This window comes from Sandaracinobacteroides sayramensis, assembly GCF_022014495.1.
GTDB lineage: Bacteria > Pseudomonadota > Alphaproteobacteria > Sphingomonadales > Sphingomonadaceae > Sandaracinobacteroides > Sandaracinobacteroides sayramense.
The window spans coordinates 97977-111761 of record NZ_JAKLSQ010000004.1; the positions used below are offsets into that span (position 1 = coordinate 97977).

Sequence of the window (13785 nt, forward strand, 5' to 3'; positions counted from 1 at the left end):
GTCAGTAGGCGCGCTGGATGGCAAATTCGACCGTCTCGACAAGGGCAGCGCGCGCGGCCGTCTGCGGCAGGCGGGCCAGCGAATCGATGGCGCGGCTGCCATAGAGCCGGGCGCGCGCCATGGTGTCGGCGATCGCGCCGGTGGCGTGCAGCCGTTCGATGCCTTCCTGCAACTCCGCCTCGCCATTAGCGCGGCCGGTCATGGCGTGCTGCCAGAATTTGCGCGCGGCCTCGTCGCCACGTGCGTAGGCGAGGATCACCGGCAGGGTCACCTTGCCGTCGCGGAAGTCGTCGCCAATGTCTTTCCCCATCGTCTCCGCGTCGGACACATAGTCGATCGCGTCGTCCACGAGCTGGAAGGCGATTCCGAGGTTGCGGCCATAGGATTCGAGGCTGGCTTCCGTCCCCTCATCCTTTTCCGCCACCACCGCGGCGATCTGGCAGGCGGCCGAGAACAGCGCCGCCGTCTTCGCCTGGATGATCTGCAGATAGCTGTCCTCGCCGGTTTCCACGACCCGCTGGGCGGTCAGCTGCTGCACTTCCCCTTGCGCGATCACCGCCGAGGCGTGGGAGAGGATTTTCAGCGCCTTCAGGCTGCCGTCCTCCACCATCAGCTCGAAGGCGCGGGCGAACAGGAAGTCGCCCACGAGCACGGAGGCCTCATTGCCCCAGATGATGTTGGCGGTGGCGCGCCCGCGCCGGAGGTCGGAACCGTCGACCACATCGTCGTGCAGCAGCGTCGCGGTGTGGATGAATTCCACGGCGGCGGCCAGCTTGTGGTGGCGCTCGCCCTGATACTCCAGCGCGGCGGCGCAGCCCAGCGTCAGCATCGGCCGCATCCGCTTGCCGCCGCCGGCGATCAGATGCCCCGCCAGTTCCGGGATCAGCGCCACGGGGCTCTGCATCCGGTCGAGGATCACGCGGTTGACGGCGTTGAGGCCGGGTGCCACCAGCGACATCAGCGGCTGCAGGCTGGGCTTATCGGGCCGGATAGGATGGACGGTGGCGGTCATGGTTGCACCGCGCTAGGGCTTTGCAGCACTCAAGGAAAGGGCCTTCATGTCGCGGGACGTTCCAGCCACGCAGATGTTGCAGGGTTTCCGCCGCTCGATCGACAATATCGACGCGGCGCTGATCCATATGCTGGCCGAGCGTTTCAAGATCACGCAGCAGGTGGGCGCCTTCAAGGCCGAGCATGGCCTGCCGCCGGCCGATCCGGGGCGGGAGGAGGAGCAGATCCTGCGTTTGCGGCAATTGGCCGCCGAGGCCGACCTCGATCCCGAATTTTCCGAGAAATTCCTGCGCTTCATCATCGACGAGGTGATTCGCCACCATGTCGCGGCGGGCAGCCGGGGTTAACCCAGGCGTACCCGCACCCATAGCGGCAGATGGTCGGACGCGACCTTGGAAAGCGGGCTCTGGTGCACGCCGCCGTCCTCTATCTCCAGTTCGTTGGAGGCGAAGATGCGGTCCAGCCGGGCGATCGGTGTGCGCGCGGGAAAGCTGGGGCCGGTGAGCACCAACTTGTGGGTGGCTGCGAAATCGGCAAGGCAGCCGGCCGCCGCCCGCCACTCGTTCATGTCCCCCATCAGTAGCGTCGGGGTATCGCCGGCGTCGGACAGCCGGTCGAGGATGGCGCGGGCCTGCCGCCGGCGCCAAAGGCCCGAGAGGTCGAGGTGCATGCCGACGATCCGAAGCGCCCGCCCGCCAACACGCAGACCCGCCAGCACCGCACCGCGCGGTTCCAGCACTGGAAGCTGAAGCCTGTCGTGACTTTCGACTTCCACTCGGGGTGAAACCAGTATCGCATTGCCATGCCAGCCGATGGCGGCCGGGGTCATCCCCACCGGCACATGCCGCCAGCCCCGCTCTTGCAGTTCGGCTGGCGCCACCGCCGCCGCGCGGGTGCCGAAGCGCCGGTCGGCCTCCTGCACCACCACGATATCGGCGCCGATTTCGTCCAGCACATCCAATATGCGCGAAGGCCGCCGGCGCATGTCTGCGCCGACGGCCTTTCGAATATTGTAGCTGGCAACCGTGACGCTTTGCGCCCCGCTTTCAGCCATTTGCGACCTCAGCGGCGGTCCAGCGCGGCAATGGCTTCGTCGGTGAAGCCCGTCAGCTCCTTGGAACGAGCCGCCAGCAGCGTCTCGGCGGCCTTAACCGCCACATCGGCGGCGCGGGCACGCAATTCCGCTTCGGCCGAACGGGCTTCAGCGGCGATCCGGTCTTCGGCAAGCTTCGTCCGCCGGGCGATCGCGACTTCCGCGTCGGCAGCGGCCTGTTCGACGATCCGCTTCGCTTCCGTTTCCGCACCGGCCAGCATGGCCTTCGCCTGCGCTTCGGTTTCCGCGGCTTCGGCTGCGGCCTTCGCCTTCATGGCTTCGGCCTCGGCCTTCAGTTGCGCGGCCTCCGCCAGATCAGCCCGGACCTTTTCAGCAGCGCCGTCAAGCGCCCCGCTGATCATCCGGAAAGCGCCCGCCTTCCAGAGGATAGCCAGGAAGGTGAGGAAAGCCAGGCCGACGATGGCATAGCTGTCCAGCCCCAGGATCGTCTCGTGGTTGGCGGCATGTTCGGCGTCGGCGACGGTGCCGGGATGCCCGGCGGGCGAATCGGCTACTTCCGCCACGTCGGCCACTTCGAAGCTGCTGTGGGCATTTTGCGTTTCGGCCATCAGGCAGCCGCCTTCTTCACGGCTTCCGCCGCTTCGTCGTTGGAGACGTCAAGGCCGGCCACCCGCTTCACCAGATCGGCCGCGGCCTCCGCCGCCACCGCATCCAGTTCGGCGACGGCGGTGTCGCGCTGCCGCACCAGCGACGCGGCGGCCGCTTCCGCCTTGGCTTCCAGCCCCGCGTCGATTTCCGCCAGCCTGCGCTGGGTCGCGGCATTCGCCTCGTCGCGCGCCTTGCCGGTCACGCCCAGCGCATGGGCGCGGGCTTGCGCCAGCGCCGTAGTGCCGCCGCTGGTCGCGGCCTCGGCGGAATCGCGCGCGGCTTCCGCCTCGCGCAGGTCCGCCGCGATCCGCGCCTTGCGGTTTTCCACCACCTTCTCGACGCGCGGGTAGAGCCCGCGCACCGCGAGGTAGAGGATGCCGAAGACCAGCACCAGCCAGATGATCTGCGGCAGCGCCTGGGAAAAGTCGAACTGGGGCATCGGAGCCTCCTGCCTTCAGTGTTCGTGGATCAGACCGCGAACAGCAGCAGCAGGGCCACGAGGAAGGCGAAGATGCCAAGCGCTTCGGTCACGGCGAAGCCGAAGATCAGGTTCGGGCGCTGCGAGTCGGCGGCGGCGGGGTTGCGCAGCGCGCCTTGCAGGAACAGCGCGAACAGCGTGCCGACGGCGATGGCGGCGAAGCCCATGCCGATGGCTGCGAGACCGGCACCGATGTACTTTGCGGCTTCAGCGTCCATTTGGTCAGTCCTTTCGAATGAAACTCAGTGAAAAAAAGTTCAGTGGAGATTGATGGAATCGTTGAGGTAAATGCAGGTCAGCAGCGCGAACACATAGGCCTGCACCACCGCCACGATCAATTCCAGGCCGTAGAAGGCCACGGTCATGAAGAAGGGCAGGATCGAGATCGCCGCCAGCGCGCCGCCGGCCGCCGCCAGCGAGATCACGAAGCCCGCGAACACCTTCAGCAGGATGTGGCCCGCCGTCATGTTGGCGAAGAGACGGATGGAAAGCGTGAGCGGCCGCGACAGGAAGGAGATCAGCTCGATCAGCACGATCAGCGGCATCAGCACGATCGGCGTGTTCTGCGGCACGAACAGCGAGAAGAAGTGGAGGCCGTGCTTCGCGAAGCCGACGATGACGCAGATGAGGAAGATCAGCGCGGCGAAGGCGAAGGTGACGACGATGTGGCTGGTGACGGTGAAGCTGTAGGGGAAAAGCCCGATCAGGTTCGCCACCAGCACGAAGATGAACAGCGAGAAGACGAAGGGAACGAAGGCGCGGCCCTTCGGCCCGATATTCTCCTCCACCATTCCCGAAATGAAGCCGGTCGCGCCTTCCAGCGCCGCCTGCCAGCGCCCCGGCACCAGTTGCGGGTTGCGGCTGCCCAGCCAGAAGAAGAGGAGCGTCAGGCCCAGCACGATCAGCATGAACAGCGAGGCGTTGGTGAACGCGGCGTCGGCGCCCGCCACCGAGAATTCGGCGTAGCGCTTGATCGCAAACTGCTCGAGAGGATTGGCCACCGTTCAGCTCTCGCTTTTCTAAACCTGATCGTCGTTCTTCGGCTCGTCGGCCGCCTTGCGGACGGCCTTCGCTTCGTTTCCGACCGCCTTCAACAGATTCCAGAAGCCCGCCGCAATCCCCAGAAGGAAGAACAGCAGCAGCATCCATGGCCCCGTTTCCAGCCAGCGGTCCAGCATCCAGCCGATGCCGCCGCCGACCAGGGTGGTCGCCGCGATCTCGAACGCATGGCGGGTGCCCTGGGCCAAGGCCGACGAGGCCGCCTGCCGCGCGCGGGGTTCATGCCTTGCCTTTGCTGCTTCCAGCCGGGCCCCGAGATCTTCGAGGTCGCGCTTGTCGGCAGGATCAGGCAAAAAGGTTGGCCCTTCGCGTTCGAACAGGTCAGCCATCGGCGACATTGCGCCAAGGGCTCCGCCAGCCCCAAGGCCGCCGAAGCGGGGGTTCGTTAGATTGCGGTTCAGCAAAGGTCAAGCTTGCGAAAGCCGTTGGATTGCAGGCCGGAAATGCCCGATCAGGCCGCGGCCAGCCTCTCCGCTTCCTTCAGCTCCACGGAAACCAGCTGCGAAACGCCCGGTTCGCCCATGGTCACGCCATAAAGCCTGTGCATGGCTGCCATAGTCACGGCATTGTGGGTGACGATAAGGAAGCGGGTGTCGGTCGTCTCCGCCATATGCTTCAAAAGCCGTGTGAAACGCTCGACATTGGCGTCGTCGAGCGGCGCGTCCACCTCGTCCAGCACGCAGATCGGCGCCGGATTGGTGCGGAACAGGGCGAAGATGAGGGCGATCGCCGCCAGCGCCTGCTCCCCGCCCGACAGCAGGGAGAGGGATTGCAGCTTCTTCCCCGGCGGCTGGGCGCGGATTTCCAGCCCGGCTTCCAGCGGGTCGTCGCTTTCGATCATCTGAAGCTCGGCGGAGCCGCCGCCGAACAGAGTCACGAACAGTTCGCGGAAATGCGCCTCCACCTGCTGGAAGGCGGCCATCAGCCGCGCCCGGCCTTCGCGGTTCAGTGTGCCGATGGAGCCGCGCAGGCGGTTGATCGCCGTTTCCAGTTCCGACCGCTCGCGCGTCTGCTCGGCGAGCGCGGCTTCGATTTCCGCCAGTTCGATGTCGGCGCGCAGGTTGACGATGCCGATTCGCTCCCGCTCGGCGCGCATCGACGCCAGTATCTGCTCCAGTGCATCGGCCTGGCTTTCCGCCGGCGCTTCGAGATTGTGCGGCGGCTCGCCGAATCGCTCGCGCGCCTCCGCCACCAGTTCCGCCACCTTTTCCCGCAACTGCTCGGCGCGGGCGGCGCGCGTGGCGCGGGCTTCGCGGCCGTCCGCCACCTGCGCTTCGGCCGCGCGCGCCTGCTTGTCGAGGTCCGCCTGCGACAGTTCGGCGGCCATCACCGCTTCCGCCGCGCTCGATCGCTGCGCCTCGGCAGCGCCGATTTCGCGGTCCAGCAGGCTGAGGCGCGCGTCCAGCGCTTCCGGCTCGGCGATCAGCGCCGTTCGCTCCGCCGCCAGCTTCTCCACCCGCGCGGAAAGCGCTTCCGCCGCCGAGGCGGCGTCGCGGTCGCGCGCCTGCCAGTCGGCGATCTCGCGCGCGAGGCGGGCGATTCGCGCGCTTGCCTCGGCCAGGCTGCGCTCGGTGGAAGCGGCCTGCGCGCGGGCCTGCGCCAGATGCGCCCGCGCCCTTTCCGCCGCCGACCGCGCGCCGCCCACCTGCTCGGCGGCGGCCGTGGCGTCCGGCAGGCGGGTGACGGCAAGGGTCGCGCTTTCCGCTTCCTCGGCGGCGCTCGCCCCTTCGGCCGCCAGCCGCTCGATCGAGGCTTCCATCGCGCTGGTCCGCGCGGCGGCCTGCGCCTGCGCCGCGCGCAGGCCCTGCAGACGGCCCGCCAGTTGCTCGCGCGCGCGTTCGGCTTCGGATCGGGTGGCGCGCGCCTTGCGTTCGGCGGCCTGCGCGTCCGCCAGCGCCGCCTTCTGCTGCGCCAGTTCGGCTTCGGCCGCCTTCAGCCGCTCGCGCGGGGCCAGCAGGTTCGCGGCGATTTCCTTGCGGCGGTTGTCCTGCGCCAGCGCTTCGGCGACCGCTGCCGCCTGCCCGCCGGGCGGCGCCACGAAACCGTCCCAGCGCCAGAGCCAGCCGTTGCGCGCCACCAGCCGCTGGCCGGGGCGCAGGGCAGCCAGCGTCGCGGCGTCGGGCGGGGCATCGACCACGCCCACCTGCGCCAGCCGCCGCGCCAGTTCGGCGGGCGCCTGCACTTCCGCCGCCAGCGGCAGGCAGCCGGGCGGCAGGGCGGGGTCGCCCTTCTGCACGCCGATCCGCAACCAGTGGCGCGCGGGCTTTTCCGGCGCCCCCAGGGCGGCGTTCAGATCGTCGCCGAGCGCGGCCGCGGCCGCCGCTTCGAAACCGGGGTTGGCGGAAAGCGAAGCGCGGGCGCCCGCCGCCGCCTGCGCCTGCTTGGCGCCGCGCAGGCGTTCGAGCGCCGCGGCTTCGGCTTCCAGGCTCGCCACTTCGGCGCGGGCGGCGGAGAGCGCGCGCTCCACCGCTTCGGCCGCCTGCCGCGCCGCCTGCGCATCGCGCTCGGCGGCGGCGATGGACCCGGCGGCGGCCTCGGCCTCAGCCATGCGCGCGGCGAGCGCCGCTTCGGCTTCCGCCAATTGCCCGTCCAGCGTCGCCCCGGAGCCGCTCGCCTTCAGCCGCGCCAGCTCCGCTTCCAGCCGCTGCCGCTCGCCCCGCAGCCGCTCGGCCCGGCCGCGCGCGGCTTCCGCCTGCGCCCGGACGCTGCGCGCCTCCGCCACCAGCGCGGCATGCGCTTCCACCGCGCCCGCCAGCGCCCGCTCCGCCTCGGTGGCGGCGGCTTCGGCGGCGCGCACCTCTTCGGCCTGCGGGCAGACGGCCGCCTGCGCTTCCGCTTCCGCTTGGCGCTGGCCTTGCAGCTCCTCGGCCAGACGCGCCTGCGTGCCCGCCGAATCGCGGGCGCGGGCGCGCTCCCGCTCGGCGTCGGCGCCGGCATTGTCCAGCGCCGCCTGCAGATCCTGCAGGCGCTTCACCAGCCCGGCCCGTTCGGCGACCAGCGTCGCGCGCTCGGTGGAGAGCCGCTGCACGACCGCCGCGACATTGGCTTCCGCCTGCCGTTTCGCCGGCAGGCCGGCGGCGGCGTCCGCCTTCGCGGTGGCGGCGCGGGCGGCCGCCTTCACCGCTTCGGCGAGGGCCGCATCCGTGGCCTGCAAATCCCGCTCCGCCGCCTGCTGCGCCTCCACGGCGGCGGCCCATTGCAGGCGCAGCAGCGCCGATTCCGACGCCCGGATCCGGTCCGACAATTCGCGGTAGCGGGCCGCCGACTTCGCCTGCCGCCGAAGCCCGGCCGCCTGCGTTTCCGCGCCCTTCATCACATCGTCCAGCCGCAGCAGATTGGCGTCCGCCGCCCGCAGCCGCAGCTCGGCTTCGCGGCGGCGCACGTTCAGGCCGGAAATCCCCGCCGCCTCCTCCAGAAGCTGCCGCCTTTCCTGCGGCTTGGCGTTGATGATGGCGGCCACCCGCCCCTGGCTGACCAGCGCCGGCGAATGCGCGCCCGTCGCCGCGTCGGCGAACAGAAGCTGCACATCCTTCAGCCGCACCTCGCGGCCGTTCAGCGAATAGCTGGAGCCTTCGCCGCGCACGATCGCGCGCGAGACTTCCAGGCTGTCGTCGGAATTGAATTCGGCCGGCGCCCGCCGCGCCGAATTGTCCAGCGTCAGCCGCACTTCGGCGAGATCGCGGCTGGGGCGCTTCGCCGTGCCGGCGAAGATCACATCGTCCATCCCCGCGCCGCCGGCCGCCACCCGGAGCGACCGGGCCGAGCTTTCGCCCATCACCCAGCGCAAGGCTTCCAGCAGGTTGGACTTGCCGCAGCCGTTCGGGCCGACGACTCCGGTCAGCCCGTCGCGGATGTGCAGTTCCGTCGGCTCGACGAAGGATTTGAACCCCGACAGGCGGAGCTTCGCGAATCTCATGCGCGCGAAGCCCCGGCCGGGATCACAGGGCTTCGGCGATCTTGGGTTGCAGTTGCGCCCAGCTCGCGGCGTTCTCCACCTTCTTGCCGTTCAGCACGAAGGTGGGCGTGCCCTGGATCTGATAGGCGTCGATCGCCGCCTGCTGGCGCTTCGTCAGCGCCTCGATCTTCGCTTCGTCCGACAGGCAGGCGTCGAACTTGGCGCGCGGCACGCCCCGGGCGGCGGCGAAGCTGTTGAACTTGCCGGCGGTCGCCAGCCCCAGCACCTGCTTGCCCATCGACTGGTTGCGAAGCGGGGTGATGTCCGCCTCGGTCAGCTTGGTGAAGGGCTCGATCCAGGCGTCGTGGTTGTTGAAGAGCTCGCCGGCCCAGGTGAAGAATTTCTCCGGCCCCTGGCAGGTGGCCAGTTGCGTCGCGGCGAAATCGTAGATGTTCAGCATGAAGGGCCGATATTCGTAGGAAACCTGCCCCGATTTCACATAATCGGGCTTCAGCTTCGCTTCGGCTTCCTTGTGGAAGTCGCGGCAATGGCTGCAGGTGAAAGAGGCGAATTCCACCAGCTTCACCCTGGCGTCCGGGTTGCCCATGCGGAAGCCGCCTTCCGGCGTCTCGACCACGACCGTCGTCCAGTCCTTCGCGGCGGGCGCGCTCCCCTTCGCCTCCGTCTTGGCGGCGGGCGCCGCGGTGGACGTGCCCGAATCGCAGGCGACCAGCGCCAGCGTGCCCGAGAAAAGAAGCGCGACTTTCAACATCTTGGTCATCTGGCCGAAAACCTTACCATATCTAGTGGGCCGAACAAGCTTCCGCTTGTTGCTCCGGGCGATTGTTAGAACATGTTTCGCGCGGATGAAACGGCCGGAATCCGCAAGGCTTTTCGCCTTCAGCGAAAGCGCGCCGGCAGATAGGGGGCGGCGTCGATCCCGGCATAGGCGGCGGGCGGGGCTTCCCCCAGCAGCATCGCCGCCGCGCCGGCGCTGGCGGCGGGCGCCGTCTGGATGCCCCAGCCGCCCTGCCCCGCGCACCAGTGGAAGCCGGGCGCCTCCGGGTCCGGGCCTAGGACCGGAAGCCGGTCCGGCGCGAAGCTGCGCAGCCCCGCCCAGCTGGAAAGGATGCGGCGGACCGGCCAGTCGCACATGCGTTCGAAGCGGTCGAGGGCGACCGCCACGTCCATCTCCTCCGGCTGCACGTCGCGCGGCACGTCCGGGGTTTCGTCGTGCGGGGAAATCCACAGCCGCCCGGCGTCGGGCTTGAAATAGAGCGAGCCGCCGGAATCGATCACCAGCGGCAGGCCGGTGGGCGCCTCCGGCTGCACTTCGGCGACGAGGATGGTGCGGCGAAGCGGTTCGATGCCGATGGGGGCGACCCCGGCGAGCGCCGCCACCTCGTCCGCCCAGGCCCCGGCGGCATTCACCAGCGCCCCGGCGCGGAACTCCCCGGCCGGGGTGAGGATGCGCCAGTCGCCACGTTGCGCGACCGCCGCCGCCCGCGCATCCGTCACCAGATCGGCGCCGGCCCTGCGCGCCGAGCGCAGATAGGATTGGTGCAGGCCCGCCACGTCGATATCGGAGCAGCCCGGCTCCCAGATGGCCGCCTCGGCCCATTGCGCGCGCAGCCGGGGCGCCTTGCGCAGGATGTCCTCGCCGTGCAGATGTTCGCAGGCGATTCCGCCCTGGCGGAACTCGGCTTCCAGCGCCTCCAGAGTCTGCCCGGCGCGGCAAATATGCAGCGCCCCGCGGGGCGAGAGGATCGGCGTTTCGCAAAAGCCGGCCGGCGGACGCTGCAGAAAAGCCTTGGAAGCGGAGCTGAGCGGCTGCACCCCCGGCCCGCCATAGGTTTCCGCATAGAAGGCGGCCGAGCGCCCGGTGGTGTGATAGCCTGGCCGGGATTCCGCCTCCAGCAGCGCCAGTTTCAGGCGCGGCGCCCGCTGCAGCAGGGCATGGGCCAGCGAGGCGCCGCCGATGCCCGCGCCCAGAATCACGATATCGTAGCGGCTCAGGCCGTCACCTCGCGGGCGAAATGCACGACGCTGCTGATCGCCTCTCGCCGCACCTCGTCGGCTTCGCGCAGCAGTTCGTGCGCCGCCCCCGCGAACAGCCGGTGGCGGACATGCGGCAGCCGCGCCGCGATCCTCAGCGCCGACTTGTTGTCCACCAGCCGCTCGCGATCCGCCAGCAGCATCAGCAGCGGAAGCTCGACCTCTTCGATCGGCTGCGCCTCCAATATCGCCTCGCTGTCGGCGAAAGCCTTGATCCAGCCCCAGCTGACGCCGCCCGTGGCCAGTTCCGGCCTGTGGCTTGCCCAAAGCCCCTCATCCTCGAAATGCGCCCGGCTTCCGGTCAGCAGGAACTGCCGCTCCGGCCGCTGCTGCAGCGCCCCATAGGGCCGCTGCCCCCAGGCGAAATGATCGCCCAGCCCGCGCGCCACCTGGATCGGCGCCAGCCGCATCGCCGCCGCGCGCATCGCGACCGGCCCGGCCAGCCCGTAGAAAGGCGAGCTCAGCACCGCGCCGGAAAGCGCGCGGCGCAGGGGCAGCGCGCGGCGCGCCGGGTCGACCAGCCAGCGGGTCAGCAGATGCCCGCCCATGCTGTGCCCCAGCGCCAGCCAGCGGTCGCCGGAAAGCGCGCCCAGCGCCCAGCCGGAAAGCCGGTCGAGGTCGGACAGCCAGGTGTCGAAGCTATCGATATGCCCCGCGCCGCTTTGCGTCAGCCGGGTGGAGCCGCCCTGCCCGCGCCAGTCGAAGGCGGCGATGGCGAAGCCCGCCTCGTGCAGTTCCTGGATGGCGCCCGCCCATTTCTCGTGGAAATCGGCGCGCCCGGTCAGCAGCAGCAGATTGGCGAGCGGAGCCTCATGCGGCAGCAGCAGCGTGCGGATGGAAGCCCCGTCCGCCATCTCCTCGCGGCCGATGATCGCGGCTGGCGGAAGATGGAAACGGGGTTTCACTGCCCTGCGCCCGCGCGCATGGATCAGGCCTTGTGGAGCGCGGCCTGCGCCGCCGCCAGCCGGGCGATCGGCACCCGCCAGGGCGAGCAGCTCACATAATCCAGCCCCTGCGTTTCGCAGAACTGGATGGTGGCCGGATCGCCGCCATGCTCGCCGCAGATGCCCAGCTTCAGGCCCGCGCGCGTGCCGCGCCCGCGCTCCGCCGCCAGGCCGATCAGTTCGCCGACTCCATCGGTGTCCAGGCTGACGAACGGGTCGCGCGGATAGATGCCGGCGTCGACATAGGCGCCCAGGAAGCGGGCGGCGTCGTCGCGGCTGATGCCAAGCGTCGTCTGCGTCAGGTCGTTGGTGCCGAAGCTGAAGAAGCCGGCATGTTCGGCGATCTCGCCCGCGCGCAGCGCCGCGCGCGGAAGCTCGATCATCGTGCCGATGGTGTAGGGGATGGTCTTGCCCTTTTCCGCGAACACCTCGGCCGCCGTGCGCTCGATCACCGACTTCACAAGTTCCAGCTCGCGCGCGGTGGCGACCAGCGGCACCATGATTTCCGGCTCGACTCCGCCGCCCGCTTCCAGCGCCGCCTCGAAGATGGCGCGGGCCTGCATCTCGGTGATTTCCGGGAAGGTGATCAGCAGCCGGCAGCCGCGATGCCCCAGCATCGGGTTGGATTCGTGCAGCTCCGCCACCCGGCGGCGCACGGCGCCGAGTGCGAGGCCCGTCGCCTCCGCCACTTCCGCCATTTCCGCTTCGCGCGACGGCAGGAATTCGTGCAGCGGCGGGTCCAGCAGGCGTATGGTGACCGGCCGGCCCTCCATGATGCGGAAGATCTCGGCGAAGTCCGCCCGCTGCGCCGGCAGCAGCTTTTCCAGCGCCGCGCGGCGGCCGCTCTCGTCGGCGGACAGGATCATCGCGCGCACATGCACGATCCGCTCGGCGCCGAAGAACATATGCTCGGTGCGGGCGAGGCCGACGCCTTCGGCGCCGAAGCGCACCGCCGTCCGGCAATCCTCCGGCGTCTCGGCGTTGGCGCGCACCTTCATGCGGCGATGCTGGTCGGCCCAGCCCATCAGCCGGGCGAAATCGCCGGACAGTTCGGGCTCGACCGTCGCCACCCGGCCCAGCATCACTTCGCCGCTGGCGCCGTCCAGGGTGACGATCTCGCCTTCCCTGAACGATTTGGAGCCGATCTTCAGCGTGCGCGCCTCCATGTCGATGGAGATGCCACCCGCGCCCGAGACGCAGGGGCGGCCCATGCCGCGCGCCACCACGGCGGCGTGGCTGGTCATGCCGCCGCGCGCCGTCAGGATGCCGCGCGCCGCGTGCATCCCGGCGATGTCTTCCGGCGAGGTCTCGACCCGCACCAGGATCACATCCTCGCCGCGCCCGGCGCGCTCGGCCGCCGTCTCGCTGTCGAGCACGATGGCGCCGGACGCCGCGCCGGGGGATGCCGGCAGGCCGACGGCGATGATGTCGCGCGGCGCCGCCGGGTCCAGCGTCGGGTGCAGAAGCTGGTCGAGCACGGCCGGATCAACGCGCAGCACCGCCTCGTCGGCCTCGATCAGCCCCTCGTCCACCATGTCGCAGGCCATCTTCAGCGCCGCCTTCGCCGTGCGCTTGCCGCTGCGGGTCTGCAGGAGCCACAATTTGCCTTCCTGCACGGTGAACTCGATATCCTGGCAGTCGCGGTAGTGGGTTTCCAGCCGCTCGAACATTTCGGCCAGTTCCGCGAACACCGCCGGCATCGCCTCTTCCATCGACTGGCCCCTGGCGCCGGCCGCCTCGCGCGCGCTCAGGGTCAGGTAATGCGGGGTGCGGATCCCCGCCACCACATCCTCGCCCTGGGCGTTGATGAGATATTCGCCATAGATGCGCCGGTCGCCCGTCGCCGGGTCGCGGGTGAAAGCGACTCCGGTCGCCGACGTCTCGCCCATGTTGCCGAACACCATCGCCTGCACGGTGACGGCGGTGCCCCAGGATTCCGGGATGTCGTTCAGGCGGCGGTAGACGGCCGCCCGTTCCGACCGCCAGGAGCCGAAGACGGCGGCCACCGCGCCTTCCAATTGCTCCAGCGGGTCCTGCGGGAATTCCTCGCCGCGGGTCTTCAGCACGATCGCCTGATATTGCCCCACAAGCGCCTTCAGGTCCTCGGCGGTCAGGTCGGTGTCGAGGCTGGCGCCGCGATCGTCCTTCATGATCTCCAGCGCGTCCTCGAACAGATAATGGTCGAGGCCGAGCACCACGTCCGAATACATCTGGATGAAGCGGCGGTAGCTGTCCCAGGCGAAGCGCGGGTTGGCGCTGCGGCTGGCGAGCCCCTCCACCGTCACATCGTTGAGACCGAGGTTCAGCACCGTGTCCATCATCCCCGGCATCGACACCCGCGCGCCGGAGCGCACGGAGACGAGAAGCGGGTTGGTGGCGGAGCCGAACTCCATGCCGACCAGCGCCTCGATATGCGCGAGACCCTCGGCGAGCTTCGCCTTCAGCGCGTCTGGCAGGCGGCCGCCGGCATCATAGTAGAGCGCGCAAAGCGGGGTGGGGATGACGAAACCGGGGGGGACGGGCAAGCCGATCCCGGCCATTTCCGCGAGGTTGGCGCCCTTGCCGCCCAGATGCGCCTTGCCGAGCTGGTGGGCGGAGGGGGCGGAGCCCCCGAACGGCAGGAGCAGGCGGTCAGGCATGG

The 13785-nt window shown here is 69.8% G+C and carries 13 protein-coding genes; 1 reads left to right on the plus strand and 12 read right to left on the minus strand.

Annotated features, from left to right (window positions below; translation table 11 throughout):
- Position 1 precedes the first annotated feature (1 nt).
- A complete protein-coding gene (locus L6Q21_RS04670; RefSeq protein ID WP_237829449.1) occupies positions 2-1012 on the minus strand; it encodes a polyprenyl synthetase family protein in 1011 nt (336 codons plus the stop codon).
- A 46-nt stretch (positions 1013-1058) separates the two neighbouring features.
- Between L6Q21_RS04670 and L6Q21_RS04675 the strand changes: the two genes are divergently transcribed.
- Positions 1059-1358: a chorismate mutase gene (locus L6Q21_RS04675; protein WP_237829451.1), complete on the plus strand. Its 300-nt coding sequence runs from the start codon at positions 1059-1061 to the stop codon at positions 1356-1358.
- Here the strand turns inward: L6Q21_RS04675 and L6Q21_RS04680 are convergent.
- The 11 genes from L6Q21_RS04680 to ppdK form a co-directional block, all read right to left on the minus strand.
- On the minus strand, positions 1355-2065 hold the full coding sequence (locus L6Q21_RS04680; protein WP_237829452.1) for an endonuclease/exonuclease/phosphatase family protein: 711 nt from the start codon (positions 2063-2065) through the stop codon (positions 1355-1357). The two genes, L6Q21_RS04675 and L6Q21_RS04680, sit on opposite strands and share 4 nt — an antisense overlap.
- A gap of 8 nt (positions 2066-2073) precedes the next feature.
- On the minus strand, positions 2074-2673 hold the full coding sequence (locus L6Q21_RS04685; protein WP_237829453.1) for a F0F1 ATP synthase subunit B family protein: 600 nt from the start codon (positions 2671-2673) through the stop codon (positions 2074-2076).
- Positions 2673-3152 (minus strand): F0F1 ATP synthase subunit B family protein, encoded by a 480-nt coding sequence (locus tag L6Q21_RS04690; RefSeq protein ID WP_237829454.1) that lies wholly within the window; start codon positions 3150-3152, stop codon positions 2673-2675. Before L6Q21_RS04690 ends, L6Q21_RS04685 begins: the two co-directional genes overlap by 1 nt.
- Positions 3153-3181: 29 nt before the next feature.
- Positions 3182-3409, minus strand: a complete 228-nt coding sequence (locus L6Q21_RS04695; protein ID WP_237829455.1) for a F0F1 ATP synthase subunit C — start codon at positions 3407-3409, stop codon at positions 3182-3184.
- Between the two features lie 39 nt (positions 3410-3448).
- Positions 3449-4192 carry a F0F1 ATP synthase subunit A gene (locus L6Q21_RS04700; protein ID WP_237829456.1) on the minus strand — a complete coding sequence of 248 codons (744 nt, stop codon included), beginning with the start codon at positions 4190-4192 and terminating at the stop codon, positions 3449-3451.
- Positions 4193-4210: 18 nt separating this feature from the next.
- On the minus strand, positions 4211-4579 hold the full coding sequence (locus L6Q21_RS04705) for an AtpZ/AtpI family protein (RefSeq protein ID WP_237829458.1): 369 nt from the start codon (positions 4577-4579) through the stop codon (positions 4211-4213).
- Between the two features lie 122 nt (positions 4580-4701).
- Complete coding sequence (gene smc, locus L6Q21_RS04710) at positions 4702-8166, minus strand: chromosome segregation protein SMC (protein WP_237829460.1); 3465 nt, start codon at positions 8164-8166, stop codon at positions 4702-4704.
- 22 nt (positions 8167-8188) lie between these two features.
- Entirely contained in the window at positions 8189-8926 is a 738-nt protein-coding gene (locus tag L6Q21_RS04715) for a thioredoxin domain-containing protein (protein WP_237829461.1), read from the minus strand.
- A gap of 119 nt (positions 8927-9045) precedes the next feature.
- The gene (locus tag L6Q21_RS04720; RefSeq protein ID WP_237829462.1) at positions 9046-10143 is read right to left on the minus strand and encodes an NAD(P)/FAD-dependent oxidoreductase; all 1098 of its coding nucleotides are present in this window, start codon (positions 10141-10143) and stop codon (positions 9046-9048) included.
- Between the two features lie 14 nt (positions 10144-10157).
- Complete coding sequence (locus tag L6Q21_RS04725; RefSeq protein WP_237829463.1) at positions 10158-11105, minus strand: alpha/beta hydrolase; 948 nt, start codon at positions 11103-11105, stop codon at positions 10158-10160.
- A gap of 23 nt (positions 11106-11128) precedes the next feature.
- Entirely contained in the window at positions 11129-13783 is a 2655-nt protein-coding gene (gene ppdK / locus L6Q21_RS04730) for a pyruvate, phosphate dikinase (RefSeq protein WP_237829464.1), read from the minus strand.
- Between the last annotated feature and the right edge of the window lie 2 nt (positions 13784-13785).

Coding starts and splice junctions, on each gene's coding strand:
- L6Q21_RS04670 (WP_237829449.1), bottom strand. CDS start 1,012: ATGACCGCCACCGTCCATCCTATCCGGCCCGATAAGCCCAGCCTGCAG.
- L6Q21_RS04675 (WP_237829451.1), top strand. CDS start 1,059: ATGTCGCGGGACGTTCCAGCCACGCAGATGTTGCAGGGTTTCCGCCGC.
- L6Q21_RS04680 (WP_237829452.1), bottom strand. CDS start 2,065: ATGGCTGAAAGCGGGGCGCAAAGCGTCACGGTTGCCAGCTACAATATT.
- L6Q21_RS04685 (WP_237829453.1), bottom strand. CDS start 2,673: ATGGCCGAAACGCAAAATGCCCACAGCAGCTTCGAAGTGGCCGACGTG.
- L6Q21_RS04690 (WP_237829454.1), bottom strand. CDS start 3,152: ATGCCCCAGTTCGACTTTTCCCAGGCGCTGCCGCAGATCATCTGGCTG.
- L6Q21_RS04695 (WP_237829455.1), bottom strand. CDS start 3,409: ATGGACGCTGAAGCCGCAAAGTACATCGGTGCCGGTCTCGCAGCCATC.
- L6Q21_RS04705 (WP_237829458.1), bottom strand. CDS start 4,579: ATGGCTGACCTGTTCGAACGCGAAGGGCCAACCTTTTTGCCTGATCCT.
- smc (WP_237829460.1), bottom strand. CDS start 8,166: ATGAGATTCGCGAAGCTCCGCCTGTCGGGGTTCAAATCCTTCGTCGAG.
- L6Q21_RS04715 (WP_237829461.1), bottom strand. CDS start 8,926: ATGACCAAGATGTTGAAAGTCGCGCTTCTTTTCTCGGGCACGCTGGCG.
- ppdK (WP_237829464.1), bottom strand. CDS start 13,783: ATGCCTGACCGCCTGCTCCTGCCGTTCGGGGGCTCCGCCCCCTCCGCC.